Annotated in this window: 7 protein-coding genes and 1 pseudogene; 1 reads left to right on the top strand and 7 read right to left on the bottom strand. The window is 67.8% G+C overall.

Annotated elements, in window-relative coordinates:
• Positions 1-675, top strand: a pseudogene (locus ACFULV_RS10985) (hypothetical protein); the annotation flags it as partial.
• A gap of 72 nt (positions 676-747) precedes the next feature.
• Here the strand turns inward: ACFULV_RS10985 and ACFULV_RS10980 are convergent.
• The 7 genes from ACFULV_RS10980 to ACFULV_RS10950 all read right to left on the bottom strand — a co-directional run bounded on the left by ACFULV_RS10980 (position 748) and on the right by ACFULV_RS10950 (position 22,736).
• Complete coding sequence (locus ACFULV_RS10980; RefSeq protein WP_378626646.1) at positions 748-960, bottom strand: 4-oxalocrotonate tautomerase family protein; 213 nt, start codon at positions 958-960, stop codon at positions 748-750.
• A 96-nt stretch (positions 961-1,056) separates the two neighbouring features.
• Positions 1,057-1,797, bottom strand: a complete 741-nt coding sequence (locus ACFULV_RS10975; protein ID WP_378655453.1) for an SDR family NAD(P)-dependent oxidoreductase — start codon at positions 1,795-1,797, stop codon at positions 1,057-1,059.
• A 116-nt stretch (positions 1,798-1,913) separates the two neighbouring features.
• Positions 1,914-2,504 carry a TetR family transcriptional regulator C-terminal domain-containing protein gene (locus tag ACFULV_RS10970; RefSeq protein ID WP_378655451.1) on the bottom strand — a complete coding sequence of 197 codons (591 nt, stop codon included), beginning with the start codon at positions 2,502-2,504 and terminating at the stop codon, positions 1,914-1,916.
• A 44-nt stretch (positions 2,505-2,548) separates the two neighbouring features.
• Complete coding sequence (locus tag ACFULV_RS10965) at positions 2,549-3,151, bottom strand: energy-coupling factor transporter transmembrane component T family protein (protein ID WP_378655448.1); 603 nt, start codon at positions 3,149-3,151, stop codon at positions 2,549-2,551.
• Positions 3,148-3,828: an energy-coupling factor ABC transporter ATP-binding protein gene (locus ACFULV_RS10960; RefSeq protein WP_378655445.1), complete on the bottom strand. Its 681-nt coding sequence runs from the start codon at positions 3,826-3,828 to the stop codon at positions 3,148-3,150. The genes ACFULV_RS10965 and ACFULV_RS10960 overlap by 4 nt, the downstream gene beginning before the upstream one ends.
• A 12-nt stretch (positions 3,829-3,840) precedes the next feature.
• Complete coding sequence (locus ACFULV_RS10955) at positions 3,841-4,371, bottom strand: biotin transporter BioY (RefSeq protein ID WP_378655492.1); 531 nt, start codon at positions 4,369-4,371, stop codon at positions 3,841-3,843.
• Positions 4,372-4,589: 218 nt separating this feature from the next.
• A complete protein-coding gene (locus ACFULV_RS10950) occupies positions 4,590-22,736 on the bottom strand; it encodes an amino acid adenylation domain-containing protein (protein ID WP_378655489.1) in 18,147 nt (6,048 codons plus the stop codon).
• Positions 22,737-23,029 lie beyond the last annotated feature (293 nt).

Raw genomic sequence — 23,029 nt, 5'->3', positions numbered from 1 at the left:
GCGACGCAGTATGCGTCGCGGCCCGCTGTCGTCGCCTCCGGCGAAAACGGCACCGGTGGGCGCCGCCACTTGGCACGATGCGAGGACCGTGTTCCGACAGAATCGAGTCCGCCCATGAAGCCGACACCGTTGTCCGCGAACGGTCAGATGCCGGTCCACCGACCATCTGACCGACGTCCGCGCCTCGATGCCCTGTCCGCGGCGGGTATCGCCGCGTTCACGCAGCTGTTCACCGCGGCGCCGGAAACGACAGCATCAGATTTCGGCCGGCTGACCGGCGATCTGGTGATGCGGTCCTTTCCCGCGACCGGCTCCCGGTTGCTCGGACCGCTGATGGACCGTCCCACCTACTTCTGGGTGGGCAAGTCCTTTCGTCACGTGGACGGCGGGATGGCATTCGGGCACAACATCTTCCGCCTGCTCGGCGGCATGCGGGCACTGAACTTCGTGGCAACGGTCGGCGCGTCCTCGGTCGACGGACGTACGGCCGTGCGATTGGACTACGACGATCTCCGGGTCGGAAGGCCCGGTCCCGCCCACCGGATCTACGACGAGTTGCGCGAGATAGAACCGGGTCTGTGGCTGGGACCCAGCTACTTCAAGCGCGGTGCGACCCTGATGTCCATGGGCTGGTTCGCCCTGGACGCCTCGATCGAGTTCGACGGCCCACTGTGAGTCGGCCCCGCGCTCTCGCCCGGTGACGGTGCCCGAGCCGGGGCACTGAGCCGACGGCCCGGTACCGATAACTCACTCCGTGGCGGCGCGACGGGCGCGATACTCGGCGACGTTCACTCCACCGACACCCCAATCCGTCAGCGGCACTTCGTCGATCACGACATAAGTACTGTCGGGCGCCTTACCGAGCACGTCGAAGAGCAGGTCGGTGACGCCTTTGATGAGCTGCGATTTCTGTTCCGGGGTGACGTTCTCGTCGGTGACCTTGATGTTCACGTACGGCATGAGCGTGTCCTTTCGATGGGTGCAGCTCTCACAGGATGACCGGAGGTCGGGGCGCTGCGCACCCGAATCCGTTGTGTAGTAGCTCTTTTCGACGATTCAGGCGGCTCGGCCGGAAACGAAGCCACCGTCGACGGGCAGGATGTGGCCGGTGACGAACTGGGCGTCGGTGAGATACAGCACGGCCGCGGTGGTGTCGGCGACCTCGCCGATCCGGTTAAGCAGTGCCAGCGCGCCCGACGCGCGCTCGTCGCCGTCGCCGAACAGCGGCGTGCGGATGATGCCGGGGGCTACCGCGTTCACCCGGATTCCGGCGGAGGCGAGTTCGGCAGCCAGGCTGGTGGTGAGCGCGTGCACACCGCCTTTGCTGATGAGCGCGGCCGAGGCGGGCAGGCCGGCGAGGGCGTGGTCGATCAGAACCGTGCCGATGTTGACGATGCTGCCACCTTCGCCCTGGGCGAGCAGCTGTCGAACGACGGCCTGGGTGGTGAAGTAGGTGCCCTTGAGATTGCCGCCGAGGTAGCGATCGAGTTCGGCCTCGGTGACGTCGACGAACGGCGTGGCCCCGAAGACGCCCGCGCTGTTGATCAGCGCGTCGACCCGGCCGAACCGATCGAGCGCGGTGCGCACATACGCCGAACCCGTTGCGGGCGAGGCGATGTCACCGACCACGGCAGCCACCTGTTCGGGCGCGGCCAGCTCGGCGGCGACCTCGGCGAGCTTGTCCGCGTCGCGCCCGCCGAGAACGACGTTGTCGCCGCGGGCGACGAGAGCACGCGCGACATCACGCCCGATGCCGCTGGAACCACCGGTCACTATGACCGTCTTCGATGTGGACATGAACTGATCCTTTCGATAGATATACGACCGGTCGTCTTTTAATAGCGACCACAGGGGGGCCGCCCCGAAGGCCGACGATGCTGATCAGATCGGCGCCGGATCGGCGCCGACAGGAGTTACGGCCGGAAGTAGTCGTCGAGCAGCCGGCGCAGACACTTGTCGAGCGGCTCGACGGTGCGGTCGATCTTCATCCGGATCACCGCACCCTCCCAGGATTCGAGCAGGAGATCGGCCAGATCCACGGCATCGATGTCGGCGCGCACGGTGCCCTGCGCCTGCGCCTCACCCAAGGCGCCGGCGATGCCGTCGCGCCAGACCGCCCAGGCCTCCGACAGCGACTTCCGCAGCAGCTCACTGCCTTCCAGTTCCCCACCGAGATTGGCGATCAGGCAGCCGCCGGTGTACTCGGAGGCGACGAAATCGTCGGTCAGGGTGGCGAAGAAGGCGCGGACACCGCTGAGCGGGTCCGGCGCCACGGCGAACGCGGCGGCGAGATTGCGCCGCACGCACTGCGAGTGATGCTCGATGACCGCCTGGGCGAAACTCTCCTTGCTGTCGAAGTAGTTGTAGAACGAACCCTTCGGCACCCCGACCTTGTCGAGCACCTGCTTGATGCCGGTGCCGTGGTAGCCGTTGGACAGCAGACCGACCGCGCCCTCCTCGATGAGTTGCGCTCTCGTGTCGTCGCTGCGCCGTGGTCGTGCCATGCGAGAACTATACGACCGGTCGTCTAGGAATCGCAAGGCCGACCTCAGTCGTCGTCGACACCGCGTGCGGCCAGGGCTTCCCCCATCGCGTCGGCGGTCCGCAATGCCCGCACCAGCACGGGCGTGACCAGTGCGGTCGCCGACCACGACACCCCGCGCGCACGCCGTGCCTCGCCGACATCGTGGACGATCTGCGCCAGCAGCGGAACACACCGAATGGCCAGCGCCAGAAGCAGACCCACCCGCTCCGGGTTCACTCCGGCGCGACGCAGCGGGCCGAGCGCGCGAGTCAGCGCATCGAGCATGGCGCTCACCCGCGTGGTCACCGTGACCAGGGCCGCGAGAGCCACCGATACGAGCAACACCCCGCACACCACCACCGCCCGCGTCGGCGAGGTGGTGAGCAGCTGGAACACCCCGATGATCGCGGTCATCCACAGCACCGGGCGCACCTGGGCGAAGGCCACCCGCCAGGAGACACGGGCGAGCGCGAACAAACCGGCCACCAGCGCCACGGCGACCAGCACACCGAGCGGCCCGCGAACGAACACCGTCATCGCCAGGATCGAGCCGAGCAACAGCGCCAGCTTCACTCCCGCAGGCATCCGGTGCAGCGGCGAGTCGCCGGGGCAGTACAGGCCGATCATTCGATCAGGTGCCGATACGCGTCGATCGCCGCCACCGGCGCGCCGTCGAAAACGACGCGACCGTTGTCCAGCACCACGACTCGATCGAACCCGTCGAGCAATCCGAGCTGATGGGTCACCACGATCACCTGCTGATCGAGGGAGTTCAGCGCCTGCGAGACCCGCCGCGCGTTGCGCAGATCGAGCAGCGTGGTCGGTTCGTCGGCGACGATCACCTCGGGCTCGCGGATCAGCGCCGAACCGATGGCCAGCAACTGTTTCTGTCCGCCGGAGAGCAGGTGCGCCGGGTGGTCGGTGTGCGCGGCGAGCCCGAAGCGGTCGAGCATCCGCTGGACCCGTGCGGCGATATCGGTCTTGCTCAGGCCGCTGCGGCGCAGCGAGAACGCGAGGTCCTCGGCGACCGTCGGCATCACGATCTGGGTATCGGGGTCGGTGAACACGAAGCCGACCTTGCGCCGCACCTGCGCGCCCTTACGGGCGACGTCGAGCCCGTCGACGGTGACGGTGCCGGTGGTCGGCTTCAGCAGTCCGTTGAGCATGCGGGCCAGCGTCGATTTGCCCGACCCGTTGGCGCCGATGAAGCCGACGCGGCGTTCGGTGATCCGCAGATCGATGTCGCGCAGCACGGTCCGGTCACCGAAACGGTGACCCACCGCCTCGACGACGATCTCGCTCACGACGCGCTGCGATCAGCCACGGATCAGCCCGGGATACGCGCGATGCACGCCCTTGGCGACGACCGTGGCGATCACGACCTTGGCGAGGTCACCCGGTATGAACGCGAAGTTGGTCGACACCGCCGCCCACGGGTCGAGATCGGTGCGCACCAGCAGTCCCGCGGTGCCGAACAGGTAGATGATCACGATGCCGCCGAGTGCGTTGATCAGCAGACCGAACACGATCGGATACTTCGGCAGGATCATCGCGGTCAACAACCCGATGACCAGCGTCGCCGGAATCCAGCCGATCAGGTAACCGGCGGTCGGCGAGGCCAGCGCGGTGAGTCCGGTGCGGCCACCGGACAGCAGCGGCAGGCCGATCATCGTCAACGCGATGAACACCGCCACCGCGGCCGTGCCCTTGCGCGCGCCCAGGATCGCACCGGTGAGGATTACCCCGAGCGTCTGCAGCGTGATCGGCACTCCGCTGAATCCGACGGTGATCGCGCCGGGGAGGCCGAGCGCGGCGATCAGGGCGGCGAACACCGCGATCTGCGCCATGTCCCGTGCGGTGAACGCGGTTGCCCACTTCGGGGACTTCTCGACTTCGGGCACGCAGACATCCTTCGCTAACAGAATTGAACAACGTTCAAAATAGCAGGCGACCAGGTCGGCGCCGCAACCGGAACGACGCCGCCGCGGGCCGACACCAGCTGAAGCCGGGGGTGGGAGCACCCCGGCGCTGACGGCTGACCGTGTCCTCGCGCGTGGCTATCCGGTCATCGATCCAGTCGCGCGTTGAGAATCCGGGCGATCTGGGCGATCGCATCCGGTTGGGTCATTTCGAGGTGGGCCGCGTCGATGTCGAAAATCGATATCTGGCCGCGGACCACCCGCGCCCATCCCTCGTGGCCCGCGGCATCGGATCGCCTGTCGCGTGTCGCGGTGAAATAGAGCATGTCGCTGTCCAAGACCGCGGGACGCCAGGCACCGGCTGCCCGGATCGCCAGGTTGTAGGCATCGGTCAGGCGCTGGATCCGGGCGGCGTCGATCCCGAGGCTGCTCCCCAGGTGCCGTTCGATCAGGTCGGCGGCCTCCTCGGCAGTCGCATCGGGGTCGACGAAATCAAGGCCCATGACCGGGCCGAGATTGCTGATCAGCTCACCGGCCGTGACGGCGCGCAGCGTCGACGCGTCGACACCGCCCACTTCGGCGTCCAGCAGCGCCAGCAGCGCGACCTGTTCACCGGCGGCGCGCATCTCGACGGCGATGGCATGGGCGATCGCACCACCCAGCGACCAGCCGAGAAGGTGATAGGGGCCGTGTGGCTGGACCGCGCGAATCTCGTCGAAGTAGCGGGCGGCCATTTCCTCGATCGATGTCGGACCGGGGATCTCGCCGGCGATCTGTGGCGCCTGGATGCCGTAGATCGGTCGACCGTCGGAGAGGTAGTGGTCGAGGGTGCGATAACACCACGACAGGCCGACGGCCGGGTGGATGCAGAACAGTGGGGGTCGCTCACCACCGGTGCGGATCGGCAGCAGGGTGTCGAAGCCGGCATCGGCCCCGTCGGCGGCGGGACCGGAGCGGATTCTGGATTCGATTCGCTTCGCCAGGTCGGCCGGGCAGGGATCGGACAGCATCCAGCTGATCGGAACCTCGTAGTCGAGTTCCTTGCGCAACTCGCTCACCACCTGCACCGACTTCAGCGAGTTGCCGCCCAATGCGTAGAAGTCGTCGTCGGCGCCCACCCGATCCACGCCGAGTACCGTTCCGAAGGCCCGTGCGACCTCACCTTCCAGCCACGACGAGGGCTCCCGGAACTCCGCTACCGCGAGCACCGGCTCCGGTAGCCGCAGACGGTCCAGCTTGCCCGACGAGTGGAAGGCCACCGTGTCGAGCACCATCATCGTGGCGGGCACCATGTAGTCGGGCAGTTTGGTCGCCGCGTGCGCCGCCACCGCCGCGGTATCGACCGTGGTGCCCGCGGCAGGCACGAGGTAGCCGACGAGGTGCTCCATCGTGCCGATGGGGCGCACCACAGCGATCGCCCGCGCGATGCTGGGGTGCTCGGCGAGTACTGCCTCGATTTCGCCGAGTTCGATACGCAGGCCGCGCAGCTTCACCTGGAAATCGGTGCGGCCCAGGTAATCCAATTCGCCGTTGCGGCGCCAGCGCACCAGGTCGCCGGTGCGGTACAGGCGCCGGCCGTCACCGTACGGGTCGGGCACGAACCGTTCCGCGGTGAGGCCCGGACGTGACTGGTAGCCGCGCGCGAGCTGAGTGCCCGCCAGGTACAGCTCCCCGGCGACGCCGGGCGGTACCGGATGTAGCCGGTCGTCGAGTACGTACGCCCGCGTGTTCCATACCGGTGAGCCGATCGGCATGTTCGCGCTCTCGGCTTCGGTCAGCCGATGCGCGGTCGCGCACACAGTGCATTCGGTCGGCCCGTACAGATTGTGCAACGCGACCCCGGGCATTGTTCGCCGTGCCGCGGCCACCGTCTCGGGGTCGAATGCCTCACCGCCCACCAGGAGCGTGCGCACCGACTCGAGCGATCGCGCGGGCGCCATGTCCGCCAGTACCGCCAGCATCGACGGCACGAGCGCGGCGACCGTGACCCGCTGAGCGGCAATGGTTTCGGCGAGATAGGCCGGGTCGGTATGCCCGTACGCCCGCGCGATCACCAGCCGCGCGCCCACCGCCAGCGGCGCGAACAACTCCCACACCGACATGTCGAACGTAGCCGGGGACTTCAGCATCGCGACGTCGTTCGGCGTCAGCGCGTAGGTGTCGTTGACCCACCGCACTTGGTTGACCACCGAACAGTGCGATACCGCTACACCTTTCGGTCGACCGGTCGACCCCGAAGTGAAGATCACGTACGCGACATTGTGCGAGCGCAGCGGTGCGAGCCGATCGGCGTCGGTGACCGGCCCGTCATCGAATCCCGACAGCTCCAGCCCGTCGAGGGACGACAACTCCAGCACCGGTGCGGCGATGGACAGCATGTAGTCGATGCGGTCCGCCGGCAGGTCCGGATCAACCGGCACGTATCCGCCCCCGGCGGCGTGCACCGCGTAGACGGCGACGACCTGGTCCAGTGAACGCCGCATCCGCAGCGCCACCAACGATTCCGGCCCCACTCCGCAGGAGATCAGCCACCGCGCCAACCGGTTGACGCGGGACGCGAATTCCGCATAGGTCAATGTCTGCTCTCCGGCTGTCACCGCGGGCTGGTCCGCTCGCGCCTGCACGGAGCGGGCGAAGACGGAGGGCAGCGTCTCCTCCGGCTGGAGGCGGTGATCGGTCGAATTCCACTGCGTCAGGATGGTTTCCCGCTCATCGGCGCCGAGCAGATCCACCTCGCGCACCGGCTGTGTCGCATCGGTCACCAGTTCGCCGAGCAATCGCAGCAGGCGATCGACGATCGCTGTCGCTGTCGTGGCGTCGAAGAGGTCGCTCGCGTAGATCACCCCGCCGCTGATGCCGGCCGGGTCACCGGCGGAGTCATAGGAATCCGACATCGTGACCAGCAGATCGAACAGTGCGAGGTCGGTGTCGGCCGTCGCGGCGGACGCCGAGAGCCCCGGGAGTTCGAACTGGGCCCCGCCGACGTTCTGGAACGCCAGCATCACCTGGAACAGCGGATGGTGGGCGTGCGACCGCACCGGATTCAGCTCCTGCACCAGGCGCTCGAACGGAACATCGGCATGCCCGAACGCGGCCAGATCGGTCCCCCGCTGGTGTTCGAGTAGCTCGGTGAACGTCATCCCCGGCGTCAACCGGGTCCGCAGCACCAGGGTGTTGACGAACATCCCGACCAGATCGTCGAGTTCGGGCTCGCCGCGTCCCGCGAACGGCGTGCCGATCGCTATATCGTCGGTATCGGCCAGCCGGGCCAGCGTGGCCGCCAGCGCAGCATGGAAGACCATGAACAGCGTCGTGTTGTGTGCTCGCGCGACCTGCTGCAATCCCGCATGCAGATCGGCGCCGACGGTGATCGGTACGCTCGCGCCCGCGTGAGACTGCACGGGCGGACGCGGGCGGTCGGTCGGCAGCCCCAGCACCACCGGGAGCTCGGCCAACTCGCTTGTCCAGTAGTCGATCTGGGCACGGAGCAGCGACTCCGGATCGTCTTCGCCCCCCAGTACGGTCCGCTGCCAGATCGCGTAGTCGGCGTACTGCACCGGCAACGGCGGCCAACTCGGCGACTGCCCGAGCAGGCGAGCTGTGTACGCGGTCATCATGTCCCGTGCCAGCGGGCCCAGCGACGACCCGTCGCAGGCAATGTGATGCACAACCACGGCCAAGACCCACTCGTCCCGGCCGAGCTCGAACAACCGTGCCCGCACCGGCGCCTCGACCGTCACATCGAACACCGTCGAGATGAACGCCGACAACGATTCGGCCAGTTCCGGTTCCGCGATCGAGGTCACGGTGATCGGCGCGGAGGCGTCAGCGGCGGAAAGGACCACCTGTGACGGCTCGCCCTCGGCGTACGGGTATACGGTCCGCAGTACTTCGTGCCGATTCAGTACATCCTCGATCGCCGCGCGCAACGCGTCGACATTCAGCTGACCGGACAGCCGTAGCACCATCGGAATGCTGTAGGCGGCAGAGCCGGGCTCGAGCCGGTTCAGGAACCACATCCGCTGCTGTGCGTACGACAGGGGAATTCGCTGCGGCCGCGGCTGCGCGGTCAGCGCTACCCGACCGGCGTCGGCGTGCGATTCGGCGCGCGCGGCCAACCTCTCGACCGTCGGCGCTTCGAAGATCATCGACACCGGGATGGTCACATCGAGCGCGGCACCGATCCGCGCGGCAACCCGGGTGGCCACCAGGCTGTTGCCGCCGAGGTCGAAGAAGTCGTCGTCGGCGCCCACGGGACCGTCGTTACCGAGGACGTCGGCGAATACGCCTGCCACTATTTCCTCCGCCGGTGACACCGGTGCCCGGAACCGCTTGACCTGGACGACGGGTGCGGGCAGGGCCGCGCGGTCGAGCTTTCCATTCGGCGACAGCGGGATCGCGTCGAGGATCATCACCGCGGCGGGCACCAGGTACGACGGCAGCGCCTCGACCAACGCCGCGCGCAACTGTTCGCCCGAGACGTTCGAGCCGGTTTCGGGCACCGCATAGGACACCAACTGTGCCGGACCGGTGCCCGCACGCCACGGCACCGTGACCGCGTAGGCCACCTCCGCCCGCGCGCTCAGCACCGCGTCGATCTCGCCCAGCTCCACCCGGTAACCGCGGATCTTCACCTGGAAATCGTTGCGCCCCAGGAACTCCAGGTCGCCGCCGGTATTCCAGCGCACCACATCACCGGTCCGGTACATGCGGCGTCCCGGTTCCCCGAACGGATGCGCCACGAACCGCACCGCGTCGAGAGCCGCCCTGTTCAGGTATCCGCGCGCCAGCGCCGGACCCGCGAGATACAACTCTCCGGCCACCCCCACCGGCACCGGGCGCAGCCGGTCGTCCAGGACCAGCGCCTGTATCCCCGGCAGTGGAGCACCGATCGTCGGCCGATCATCCGGTCGCAGCGCGCGCGTCGCCGTGGCGAGCATCGTGGCCTCGGTCGGCCCGTACAGCACCTGGAACTTCCGGGCGCCCGCCACGTCGGTGCCCGCCCATCGGCTCACCAGATCCGCCGGGACCTCCTCACCACCGGACATCACCATCCGCAAGTCGTCGAGTCCGGCCGGATCCACCGACGCGAGCGCGGCCGGGGTGATGAAGGCGTGAGTGACCCGCTGCACGCGCAAGAACTCGGCCAGCTCGTCGCCGCCGTAGATCCCCGTCGGCGCCACGATCAGCGCACCGGCTCGACTGGCCGCGATCAGGATCTCCATCACCGCGGCGTCGAACGACGGCGACGCGAAATGCAACACCCTGGACGTGTGCTGTAGCTCGCGGTCGGCGCGCCGCCCCGCGACGAAGCCGGCGATGCCGGAATGTGTGATGGCCACGCCCTTGGGCACTCCGGTTGATCCGGAGGTGAAGACCACGTAGGCGACATCCGAGGCCCGCAGCGGCCGCGTCCGCTCGTCGTCGCCGATCGGGCCGCTCGCCGCCGCGTCGATCCGCGCGGCGACGGCCGGGTCGTCGAGCACGATCCAGTCCACCGAATCGGGCAGCTGGGCACGCACCGACGACACCGTAACCCCCAGCGTCGCACCAGAATCCGACACCATCTGCTCGATCCGGCTATCGGGATAGCTCGGGTCGACCGGCACGTAAGGCGCACCCGACCGCACCACCGCCCACCACGCGACGACTGACTCCGTCGACCGCGCCGCTGCCACCAGCACCGGATTCTCCGGTCCGGCGCCACGGCGGATCAGCACCCTCGCCAGCCGGCTCGATCGTTCGTCCAGCTGCGCATACGACAGCGTGGCATCCCCCGCGACGACGGCGATACCGTCGCCGTTGTCCCGCACGGCCGAGGTGAACACCTCCGGCAGCAGTCCGGACGGCTCCAGCGCCGCCACGGTGTGCGCCCCGACCCGCGAGGTGAGCGCTGAGCACTCGCCGGCTTCCAGCCAGTCGATATCGCCGACTACCACGGCCGGATCGTCGGCGACGGCTTCCAGTACCCGCACCAGCCGCCGGACGATCGCCGCCGCGGTCACCTCGTCGAACAGATCCCGGGCAAAGGTCAACATTCCCGACATACCCTGCGCCACAGCGGCATTGCCGGATGAATCGGCCAGCACCAGTTGCAGATCGAACTGGATCGCCTCGGTATCCACCTCCGCCCGGGCAACCCGGACCTCGGGCAGCACCACTTCGATCGTCGACACGTTCTGGAACGCCAAGGCCACCTGGAACAACGGATGTCGTGCCGCCGATCGCTCCGGGTTCAACTCCTCCACGACCCGCTCGAACGGCACGTCCGCGTGCTCGAACGCCAGCAGGTCCGTCTGCCGGGTGCGCATCAGCAACTCGGCGAACGGCTCGCCCGTATCCACCCGGGTCCGCAATGCCAGCGTGTTCACGAACATCCCCACCAGGTCGTCCAGACCAGGCTCGCCCCGTCCCGCGACCGGGGTGCCGATCACCACGTCATCGCTGCTGCTGAGCCGCCCCAGCAGCGCTGCCAGCGCCGTGTGCATCACCATGAACAGCGACGACCCTCTCGACCGTGCCAGCGCGACCAGCCGCTCGTGCAGCCTCGCATCGATCTCCACCGGTACCCGGCCTCCCGACAGCGATGCGACGGCCGGACGTGGGCGGTCGGCCGGAAGTTCCAGCCGGTCCGGTGCGCCCGCGAGCGTCGAGCGCCAGAACTCCAGCTGCTCCGACATCAACGACGCCGGATCGTCCGCGGCCCCCAGCATCTGCCGTTGCCACCACGCGAAATCCGCGTACTGCACTGCGAGCGGCTCCCACTGCGGTGCCTGCCCGGCCAGTCGCGCGGCATACGCCACCATCACGTCACGGGCCAGTGGCCCCATCGACTGACCATCGCCCGCGATGTGATGGACCACGAGCACCAGCAGGAATTCTCCTGTGTCACTGTCGCGCTCGGTGCCCAGTTCGAACAATCCCACTCGTATCGGCACCCGGACGGTCACATCGAATCCACGCCGCACGAACTCGCCCACCACCTCCGGGACGGAATCCGCGGGCACTCGCACCGCCCGCACCGGCACCGCGGTCTCGTCGAGAACGACCTGGCGCGGCTCACCGGCGACTTCGGGATATATCGTCCGCAATACTTCGTGGCGCGCGACCACATCGGCGAGCGCGGCAGCCAGCGCTTCGGTGTCCAGCCGTCCGGACAGCCGCAGCATCACCGGAATGTTGTGCACCGCCGAATCCGGCTCCAACCGGTTCAGGAACCACATCCGCTGCTGTGCCAGCGACAGCGGCACGGAGTCGGGGTGCGCTCCCGGCAGCAGAGGCAACCGGCCCCCACCGCTGAGCGCCGCGACGAGACCGGCCAATCCGCCGACGGTCGGCTCCTCGAAAACCGACCGCACCGGTACCCGCGTATCCAGGGCAGCGCCCAGGCGCGCCACCACCATCGAGGCGCTCAGGGAGTCGCCGCCCAGCGCGAAGAAGTCGTCGTCGACTCCCACCCGATCCACGTCGAGCACCTGCTCGAATGTCCGCGCGACCAGCTCTTGCACCCCTGGCGATGGCGCCCGGAATTCTCGCGTGAGGGAAACCGGCTCGGGTAACCGCTCGCGATCCAGCTTCCCGTTGACGGTCAGCGGCACCTCGTCCAGCACCATCACCGCGGACGGCACCATGTACCGGGGCAACACCTCGGCCAGTGCCGCACGCAACTGCTCGCCCGATACCTCCGCCCCCGGCGCAACCACGACATAGGACACCAGCAGCACCGCTCGCCCGCCGTCGCGGCGCGGCACCGTGACCGCATACGCCACATCCGCCCGCGCGTCGAGCACCGCGTCGATCTCCCCCAGCTCGATCCTGGTGCCGTGCACCTTCACCTGAAAATCGTTGCGTCCCACGAACTCCAGGTCGCCATCGACGCCACGGCGCACCACGTCGCCGGTGCGGTACATGCGCTGACCCGGCTCCGCGAACGGGCAGGCGACGAACCGCGACGCGGTCAACCCCGTCCTGGCGGCGTACCCATCGGCCAGGCCGGGGCCGAACAGATACAGCTCGCCCTCGACACCGTGTGGCACGGGCCGCAACCAGGTATCGAGAACGACGACCGCGACGGGGCCGACCGGCCTGCCGATCGTGATCGCGGCATCGGGCACCAGTGCGTCGCTGGCGGTAGCCCAGATAGTGCTTTCGCTGGGCCCATAGAGATTGACCATGGTGCGATGCGGCGCCCACCGATCGACCAGTTCCGGCCCGACCGCCTCACCGGCTGTTGCCAGCACACGCAGCCCCTCGAGACCGTCGCACGAGAGTGTCGCCAGCGCCGAGGGAGTGATCACCACGTGCGAGATATGTTCGCGCCCGATCAGATCCGCCAGCTCGGGTCCGGCGTAGACATCGGGAGGCGAGACGACCAGTCGGCCGCCTGAGCCGTGCGCCATCAACAACTCGAACATCGAGGCGTCGAAGCTGGGCGAGGCCACCTGCAGCACCACCGAGCTCGGGTCGACGCCGAGAATCCGCCGCTGCGCCGCGACGATGTCGGCCAGGCCGCGATGGCTGACGAGCACGCCCTTGGGCATACCGGTCGACCCGGAGGTGTAGCTCACGTACACGGTCTGATCCCGCCGAATCGGTCCGCCGCGTTCGGCATCGGTGATCGGCACAGCGGGAACCGAATCCGCGTCGCCGAGCATCTGTTCCTGGTCGAGGAACAGCCAGTCGACGCCGTCGGGACGGTGCGTCCGGGCGGATGAGTCGGTCAGCCCGAGCACGGCTTTCGAATCCGACAGCAGAAAGTCGATCCGCTCCGACGGCAGGGTCGGATCTATCGGCAGGACCGCGGCACCGGTCTTCGCCACGGCCCACAGGGTCACCGTTGCCGCGAGGGATCGCGGAAGCACCGAGGCGACGACCTGTCCCCGCCGGACGCCGTGGCGCAGCAGGATCCGGGCCAGACGGGTGGATCGCTCGTCGAGTTGCCGGTACGTCATGGCGGTCGCACCGCATCGCACGGCGATCGCGGCGGGTTCGGCGGCAGCGCGAGCGGCGAGGATCCGGTCCAGCGTGTCCGGGATCGCCGGTCGCGCACCCGAAACCGGCCACGACGGCCCCCGTTCCTCGTCGAGCGGCAGCTCACCCAGCCGTACGTCGGCGTCGACGGCGATCCGGCCGAGCAACGCGACGAAGCGGTCGAGGATCCGGCGCGCCGCCGCGGCGCCGAACGCGTGGTCGTGGAACCGGAGGGTGATCCGCAGTGCCTGCGCTTCGCCGAGCGCGGACTGTTTCGGTGCCACGACCAGGCTCAACGGGTACGGCGTAGCGTCGACACCGCTGAGTTCGTCCACTCGCAGGCCCGCCGACTCGATGAGTTGCTGCAGTGCCGTCCGGTCGACGGGAAACGATTGGAAGGTGACGGCGGTGTCGAAGAGTTCGGGCAGACCGACGCTGCGGTGAATCTCGGGGAGGCCGATGTGGTGATGATCCAGCATGCGAGCGTGCCGCTCTTGTATGCCGGTCAGCAACTCGCGCACCGTCATGGTGGGGTCGAGCGGGACTCGCACGGGAATCGTAGTCAGGAACATGCCGAGCGTCTGATCGACCCGCGGCAACTCCGGTGGCCGTCCCGACACCGCGGATCCGAAGATCACATCGGTCTCACCGGTCAGTACGCGCAGATTCAGAGCCCAAGCCGCGGCGACCGCCGTATTGATGGTGACGGCCGACTCGGCCACCACTCGGCGGAGTTCGCCGAAACGATCTGCCGTCAGCTCGGCCTCGATTTCGGCGGCGGACACCGAACCCGTCGCGAGCACGTCGCGAGACACCCGGGTGGGTGCGTCGACATCCGAAAAGGCCTGTGCCCATGCCGCCTTGGATGCGGCAGTGTCCTGCCGCCCCAGCCAGGACAGATAGTCACGGTAGGAGGGTGCGGGTCCGGCGAAGTCGATATGGGCGGGAGACCCGTAGTAGTCGAGTAGTTCGCGCATCAGCAGCGGCATCGACCAGCCGTCCAGGATCACATGGTGATTCGTGACGAGCAGCCGGAAGGACCCCGCGTCGAGACGGATCAGCGTCAAGCGCAGCAGCGGCGGAGCCGACAGGTCGAATCCCGCCGCCGCGTCCGCTGCGGCAATCGTCGCCGCATCGGCCGGGAGTTCCGCGCCGCCGTCACCGGCGAGATCGATCTCCCGGAAGCCGATCTCGGCATGGTCGAGCACGATCTGGCGCGGCCCGCCCACGGTCTCCACGAAGGCGGCCCGCAGAATATCGTGCCGGTCGACCACGGCCTGCGCGGCACGGCGCAGGCGTTCACCGTCGACCTCGCCGGAAAATCCGATCATCGTCTGGACGGTGTAGTTGTCCCCGGCATCCGGATCGAACGTCGAGTGGAAATGCACACCGGATTGCATGGGCGACAACGGCCAGACGTCGGACAGGCCGTGGTACTGCTGCTCGAGCCGATCGAGGTCGGATTGGGTGAGGGCGACGAGCGGAGAATCCGAGACGCGTTCCACCGGCGGAGCCACATCGGCGTCGGCCATCGCGGCGAGGGCGGCAACTGTCTTGCCTTCGAAGACATCTCGCGGCGTGAGCGTGAGCCCGGCCGATCGCGCCAGCGCCACCAGTCGCATCGAGACGATACTGTCACCGCCGAGCGCGAAGAAATTGCTGTCGGCGGACACGGTGTCGAGATGGAGCACGTCGGCGAAGAGTCTCGCCATGACCTGTTCGGCATGCGTGGACGGCATTCTGCCGTCCGTGGCGTGGGAATCGAAAGCCCGCTGCCGCAATGCTTTCCGATCGAGTTTTCCCGTAGGTGTGCGCGGCATCTCCTCCAGCTGCACGATCGCCGCGGGATTCATATAGCGAGGTAGCGTGCGCGAGAGATCGTCGCCGAGTGCCGCCACGTCTACCGCGGCGCCCGAGGGGGAGACGAAATAGGACACCAGAACCGGTTCGTCGGCAGGCCCCTTCACCACGACGGTCGCGACGCTCGCCACCTCCGGATGCAGAGCCAGGTGAGCATCGATTTCCCCTGGCTCGATCCGCAGGCCGTGGATCTTGACCTGCTGATCGCCTCGGCCCAGATACTCCAGCGCCAGTCCGGCGCGACCGCGCACCCAGCGCACGGAATCACCGGTGCGGTAGATCCGTTCGCCGCGAACCGATCGCGGATCCGCGACGAAGCGCGACGCGGTCACGTCCGGTCGATCGACGTACCCGCGGGCAAGTCCGGGCCCACCGATATAGAGTTCGCCCACGACACCGACCGGCACCGGTCGCAGCCACCTGTCGAGAACCATCGCGGACGCGCCCCGGATCGGGCCGCCGATCGTCACCGGTTCGCCCGGTACCAGGGCGTCCGACCCCGTCGCCCAGATCGTGCACTCGGTCGGCCCGTAATGATTCATCAGCCGTCGACCGTGCCCCCACCGGTTCACGGTGTCCGGCTCGGTCGCTTCGCCGACGACCGCGAGCGATGTCAACGACGGCGTCCGCGTCGGATCCATGGTCTTCAGCACCGACGGGGTGATGATCGCGTGCGAAACCTGCTGCGACCGAAGCAATTCCTCGAGATCGGTGCCGGCGTACACCTCCGGCGGCGACACCACGAGACCGGCGCCACTACCGTGCGCCAACAGCAACTCCGACAAGCAGGCGTCGAAACCCGGCGACGCGACCTGCAGAACCACCGAACCCGGACCGACACCGAAGGCGTCGATCTGCGCCGAGACGAGGTCGGCCAGGCCGCGATGACTGAGGTGGACCGCCTTCGGTTTACCGGTCGATCCGGACGTATAGATCACGTATGCCGCGTTGTCGGCCGACAGCCGATCGCCCCCGGCCGAGATGTCGGACAGACGTGGTAGATCCTCGTCAGCATCCGAAGCCGTAGCGTCCAGTATCAACCAGTCGACAGTATCCGGAAGGCTCGGTGCGACATCGCTGGTCGTCACGCCGAGACCGGTCCGGGAGTCGGACAGCAACTCCGCGATCCGCGCGGCGGGATTGCCGGGATCCAAGGGCAGGAAGGCGGCGCCTGCCTTCGCCACCGCCCAGATCGCGACCACCAGTTCAGCCGAACGGGGAACGGCCAACGCGACGATCGACTCGGCGCGAGCACCATGGCGGGCCAGCAGATGAGCGAACCGGTCGGCGCGGCGCTCGAGCTCACGATAGGTCCACGTGGTGTCACCGCTGCGCAGGGCCACGGCATCCGGATACCTGCGCGCGGTCCCCCACAGGATGTCGCGCAGCACGAGTTCCGCGGCGGGCGGCTCCTCGCTGCCGACCGAAAGCAGTTCCGCGCGTTCGGAATCCCAGCAGGAGGAGATCGCGGCGACGTTGCGGGCGGGATACCTGACGATCTGCGTGAGAAGAAGTTCGAAGCGTTCGAGCAGCGTGCGGACCTCGTCCGAATCGAATCGGTCGGTGGCGAACTTCAGCGTCACCGTGTAGGTGCTCGGCTCGTCGGCGGCATCCGATCGCCGGTCGCGACTCGACCGCGGCGGGGACACCTGCAAACTCAGTGGATACGGCGTGGCATCGTGTGCGTCGATCTCGACGAACCGCAAGCCCGCGTCGGACAGATCGCGCGCCAGCAGGTCCCGGTCGAGCGGATAGGACTCGAGCACCGTCGCGGTGTCGAACATATCGGTGATGCCGGTGGCCCGTTGCAGCTCCGCCAAGCCGACGTACTGGTGATCCAGCATGGCGGCCTGCTCGGATTGCACGCGGACGAGCAGGTCGCCGACGGTTTCGCCGGGTTCGAGGCGGACTCGGACAGGCAGGGTGTTGACGAGAAGCCCGACCATGCGCTCGACATCCGGAATCTGCGGCGGGCGGTGCGCGATCGTATTGCCGAAGACCACGTCCGACCGTCCGGTCTGCGCGGCGACCAGCAGTGCCCACGCCACCTGCAGGGCCGTGTTGGCAGTGACGCCGTGCGAGCGGCCCAGATCGAGAAGCGCGGCGGTGGTCGCCGCGTCCAGGTTCAGGTCGACCTCACCGACGTGCGCGGCGACGGACCGATCCGGCCTGCCCGTGACCCGTGTCGGACTGTCGATTCCGGCGAGCGCCTCCCGCCACGCGGCGGTTGCGGCGTCACGATCCTGTGCCTGCAGCCACCGCAGATACTCGCGGTACGAACGTGGGGGCGCGAGCTCGGCGGTGTCGCCATCGGAGGTGTACAGCGAGAGCAGCTCGTGGATCAGCAGAGGCATCGACCAGCCGTCGAGCACGAGGTGGTGGTTGGTGACCAGCAACTGGAAAGTATCGACGCCGGTGCGCACGAGGTGGAAACGCACCAGCGGTGGACGGGCCGGGTCGAACGGAGCCACGGCCGCCGTCGCGAGTCGCCGAAGTGCTCGCGCCCGCCTGCCCGCATCGCTGATGCCGGCGAGATTCGACTCGCCCCACTCGACTTCGGTGTCGCGCAGGACGATCTGCCGTGGCCCATCGACACTCTCGACGAACGCGGTCCGCAGGCTGTCGTGCCGGTCGATGAGCACCTGCGCGGCGCGGCGCATCCGCGCACCGTCCACCTGCCCAGCGAATGTCAGCGCCACCTGCACGATGTAGCCATCGTCGCCGTCGCGGTCGTAGATGGTGTGGAACAGCAGCCCGGTCTGCAAGGCGGTGAGCGGCCACACATCGATCATCGACGGGTATTTCCCCAGCCAGTGGTCGACATCGTCCTGCGAGACGGCGGTGAGCGGGAAGTCGGAGGGAGTGAAGCCGTAGCCGGTGTCGGATCGGACGTGATCGGCGAGTGCCCCCAGCGCGCGAGCCCACAGCCCGGTGAGCTCGTCGACCTCCTCGCCACCCACTACCTGCGAGGCGAACTCCCAGGTCACGTCGAGTTCGAGCCCGTCGCGTCCTTCCTCGGCGATCGCATTGACATCGAGCACGGCCGGCAGCGCCATCCCCGGATCGTTCGTCGCGGTCAGTGCGGTGAACTCGGTGGTGGGCGCCCAGGGCATCGATCGTTCACCGACACTCACCCGCCCGAGATAGTTGAAGCTGATCTGAGGTTCGGGCAGGTCCGCGAGCTCGGCACTGCCCTGGGGATCGAGATGACGCAGCACCTGGTAGCCGATGCCGTTGCCCGGCACCGCCCGCAACTTCTCCTTCACCTGTTTGATCGCCAGCCCAGCACTCACGCCGCCGGCCAGCGCGTCATCGAGATCGACACCGTCCCAGTCGATCCGGACCGGGAAGCGTGTGGTGAACCAACCCACGGTGCCGCTGAGATCGGCGCCCGGCACGGCCCGCTCCTCGCGGCCGTGTCCCTCCAGCGAGATCAACTCGCCCGCGTCCGCCGCAGTACCGCGCCTGCGCCGCCACTCACCGAGTGCCAATGCCAGCGCCGCGAGCAGCGGATCGTTGGCGCTGCAGTGGAAGCGATCCGGAATGGTGGTGAGAACCGCCTCGGTGACCGCTGCCGGGATGCGCTGATGGACCCGGCCCGCCGTGGCGCCGACGTCACGATCGGGAACCAGACGGCGCGATCCGAGTAGCTGATCACCCGGCGCGAGGACGTCCTTCCACCTGTCGAGTTCCGCCGACCGTCTGCCCGGTGCCCGCTCGACCAGGCCGTGCGCCCACCGCCGGAACGAGGTGGTGACCGGGCCGAAATCCGGTTCGCCGCCGGCGGAGATCTGCGACCAGGCCCGCGCGAGGTCGGCGAGGATGATGCGCCACGACACCACGTCGACGGCGAGATGGTGAATCACCAGCCACATCAGGTCCGGTCCCGAACCGTCGCGATCCCGCATCCAGACGGCTTGAACGAGCACCCCCCTGCCCGGGTCCAGTCGATCGGCGGCCTCCTGCAGGTGCCGGTCGACCTCGGCGGCGTCACGTCGATCGAGGCGAACATCGACGAGCGCGGCGTCCGGGTCGACCGCGTTCCGCTCGAGCACCTCGACGTAGCGATCAGCCGAATCGCCGCGCAATACCGCGCGCAGCATGTCGTGGCGGTCCAGCAGGGATCCCACTGCGCGTACGAGGCCCGCACGGTCGACCCCTTCGGGCAGTTGCACGAGCGCGGCCTGTGCGAATCGGTCGTAGTGACCCCGATCCAGCATTGCGCACATGATCGGCGACAACGGCATCGGTCCTTCGCCGCCTCCGGGCAACTCCGCCAACTCGGGCGTATCGCTCGCTGTCGTCGCCGTGGCCGCCAAGCCCGCAACGGTCTTGTGCACGAACACATCCTGGGTGGAGAAACTCAGACCATCGGCCTTGGCCCGCGCCACCAGCTGGATCGACAGAATGCTGTCGCCGCCCAGGGCGAAGAAGCTGTCGTCCGCCCCGACGAGAGGCACGCCGAGCACCTCGGTGAACAGCCGTGCGACCGCCTTCTCCCGGGCGGTGGCCGGCGACCGGCCGACTGGCGCGGTCCCGAATTCCGGTTTCGGCAGAGCGCTGCGATCGAGCTTGCCGAACGCGTTCACCGGGAGGCTGTCCAACGCGACGATCACCGCCGGAACCATCTGCGGCGGCAGCGAATCACGGGCGAAGCGCTGGAGTTCGAGCGGTTCGATCCGACGGCCGCTAACTGGGACAACATACGACGCCAGCACGGTCGTGCCCGCGTTGTTGGGCACCGGCACCGTCACGGACAGATCCACGTCCTCGTGTGTGGTGAGCGCGGCGTCGATCTCACCCGGTTCGATCCGGTAGCCACGGATCTTGACCTGGAAGTCGCTGCGTCCCATCAATTCCAGCGTCATCTCGGCGTTGTCGCCGGTCCAGCGTGCGAGGTCGCCGGTGCGGTACATCCGCTCGCCGGCGCCGCCGTACGGATCCGCGACGAACCGGGCGGCGGTTTCGACGGACAGATGGCTGTATCCGCGGGCCAATCCCGGCCCGGCGAGATACAGCTCGCCCGCGGTGCCGTTCGGCACCGGTTGCAGCGTTCGGTCCAGCACCATCGCCGCGACGCCACGAATGGGGCCACCGACCAAGTGGTCGTGACCGGGTCTCAGCATGGCGCCGGCGGCGGTCACGGTGGCTTCGGTGGGACCGTATTCGTTGTACATCGACAGCGACTGCGCCCACCGCTCGATGACGTGCGGTGGACATACGTCGCCGCCGACCACGAGCACGCGCACGTCGGTCGCCGGTTCGGGGTCCACGGTTGCCAGCATCGTGGGCGTCAGCGTCAGGTGGGTCACGTGCTCGTAGGCCAGCAGTCGCGTGAGCGGCTCGCCGCCGGTCACCTCGGGCGGCACGATCACCAGTGTGGCTCCGCTCGCGAAGCAGGTCAGAAACTGTTCCATGGAGGCGTCGAAACTGGGCGAGAGCGCATACGACACCCGAGAGGTCGTGTCGATTCCGTAGGTGGAAACGCGGTCGGCAATCAGATTCGCGAGGCCGGTGTGGGTGACCTGGACGCCTTTCGGCGTTCCGGTGGATCCCGAGGTATAGGTGATGTAGGCGATATTGGACGGGCGCAGTGGCCGGATCCGGTCGTAGTCGGAGATCGGCCCGCTGCCGGCGCCGTCTTCCCCCAGGGTCGCGGGATCATCGAGAACCACACAACGCGTCGCCGGTGGGAGTTGGTCGCGCAGCTCGTCGATCGTGATCGCCACAGCCGCGCCGCTGTCGGCGACCATGTGTTCTATCCGCTTGCACGGGTACTCGGGGGCCAGCTGGACGACCGCGGCCCCACATTTCGCGACCGCCCAGGTCGCCACGACGGATTCGACCGAGCGTCGCAGCATGATCGCCACCGCTGTGTCCGGGCCACAACCCAGCGCTGTCAGATGCCTGGCCAGCTGGGAGGATCTGTCGTCCAGCTCGCCGTAGGTCATCGTCTGCCCGGCCGAGGTGATCGCGCACGCACTGCGATTGCGGCGCGCGCTCTCGGTCAGAATCTCGGGAAGCAGCCGTGTTTCGACTCCGCTCGGCCCCCGCACTCGCGGCAGCGTGGACCGTTCGTGCACGTCGAGCAGCGACAATCCGCTGACCGGACATTCCGCTCCCCCGGCGAGGAACTCGTGCAGGAACATGCGGAATCGCCGGTGGTGACCAGCGAGCTCTTCCGGGGTGTAGGCATTCGGATTTCCCTGGAAGTCGATATGCGTACTGTCTTTGCCCGCACCCGGATAGATATTGACGAAAAGGTCGGCGGTAGGGCCCGAGGTGAGGACGTTCAGGCGGCCTGTCGTGTTACCGAGCACCACCTCGTTCTCGATCAGCATCAGGTTCACCGCAGGCCCGAAGGACGCCGCCTCGTCACGCGCGATCCCCATATCGTGGAATATGTCCTCCTGGCGGTAGCGCTGCCGCCGAAGTGCACTCGTCAACTCACTTTGCACCGCGGCGATCAGTTCACCGACGTTGCGGCCGGCCACCCGCACCCGCAACGGGACCACGTTCGCCACCATCCCCCCGGAACGGCGCAGCACGGCGGAGTGCCGACCCGAAACCGGTAGGCTCAGCATTACTTCGTCGCTTCCGGTCATTCGCGCGAGATAGGCGGCGAACGCCGCGACGATGGTCGGAGCCACGCTCTGACCGTGTTCGAGCGCGACACTGTCCAGCAGCCGCGCAGTGGCATCGGGCAGCTCTGTGCTGACCAGCGCCGGATGAATGGTGGGCTTGCCGACGCGACCGGCCAGGCTGACGGCGGGCGGCGCGCCCGCCAGGTGTTCCAGCCAGTATCTGCGGTCGTTGTCGAAACGCGTCGAACCCCGGTACGCCAGATCCTGCTCGACGATGACTCCCAGGTCCTGCGCCGCGCACGATGCCGGTTCCTCGGACTTCACCCAAGCGTTGTACAACTCGGTCATCCGGTGCAGCATCGTTACCGCGGCGAATCCGTCGAGCGCGATGTGGTGCGCGCGCTGGTACCAGAGGAAATGGTCCTCGCCGACCCGGAACACGATGCTCGTCACGAGGTCGTCGTTCAGCATGTCCAGCGGCGCGGAATAGTCCTGAGTCATCATCGCGCGGGCGGTCGCCACCGGATCGGCGTGATGGCGCAAGTCCATGACCGATACCGGACCTCCACGGTCCTCGTCGACGAACTGACAGGGCTCTCCGTCGACCTCGATCAGTCGCGTATGCCCGGATCCGAACTCACGACTGGCGGTTCGGCAGGCCTCGGCAAGCAGCTCGGCGTCCACCTCGCCCGCGATCTCGACGTATTGGGCCACAGAAATCGGTGACGATTCCGTGAGATGCTGGGCAAACCAGATCCCCCGCTGCGCCGCCGTCAGCGGGAAGATTTCGAAAGACGGGTGTCCACTGCCGTTGGAATCAGTGCCGGAACCGTTACCGGAATTCTTTTTTCGGGAATAACGGAATGAGCCGATTTCCAACCGCTTCGACCGGTCCTGACTGCCATCGACGCGACTCTTTCGGCCCATATCGACCTCCGTTCATACCGCTCACTTCAAGAGGTCGATTATATAGCCGCAAAGTTGCCGAATCAGATTTCCGGAACCTTTCAACATGGTCACGAACACAGGGAAGGACGTTTAGGACACCGCCGCAGTGGCGATCGGCACCCCGACCAGGCCGACCCCTGGTCGGCATCCTCTTCGATACGCCGTCCCGGCCGTCCGCCCATACTCAGATCGCCCGCGTAACATGCATCGGGTACCGAATTCAG

Origin of the sequence: Nocardia sp. NPDC057272 (assembly GCF_042668615.1) — a bacterium.
Lineage (GTDB): Bacteria > Actinomycetota > Actinomycetes > Mycobacteriales > Mycobacteriaceae > Nocardia.
This window is presented reverse-complemented; position numbering and strand designations above follow the sequence as displayed.

Coding starts and splice junctions, on each gene's coding strand:
- ACFULV_RS10980 (WP_378626646.1), bottom strand. CDS start 960: ATGCCGTACGTGAACATCAAGGTCACCGACGAGAACGTCACCCCGGAA.
- ACFULV_RS10975 (WP_378655453.1), bottom strand. CDS start 1,797: ATGTCCACATCGAAGACGGTCATAGTGACCGGTGGTTCCAGCGGCATC.
- ACFULV_RS10970 (WP_378655451.1), bottom strand. CDS start 2,504: ATGGCACGACCACGGCGCAGCGACGACACGAGAGCGCAACTCATCGAG.
- ACFULV_RS10965 (WP_378655448.1), bottom strand. CDS start 3,151: ATGATCGGCCTGTACTGCCCCGGCGACTCGCCGCTGCACCGGATGCCT.
- ACFULV_RS10955 (WP_378655492.1), bottom strand. CDS start 4,371: ATGGCGCAGATCGCGGTGTTCGCCGCCCTGATCGCCGCGCTCGGCCTC.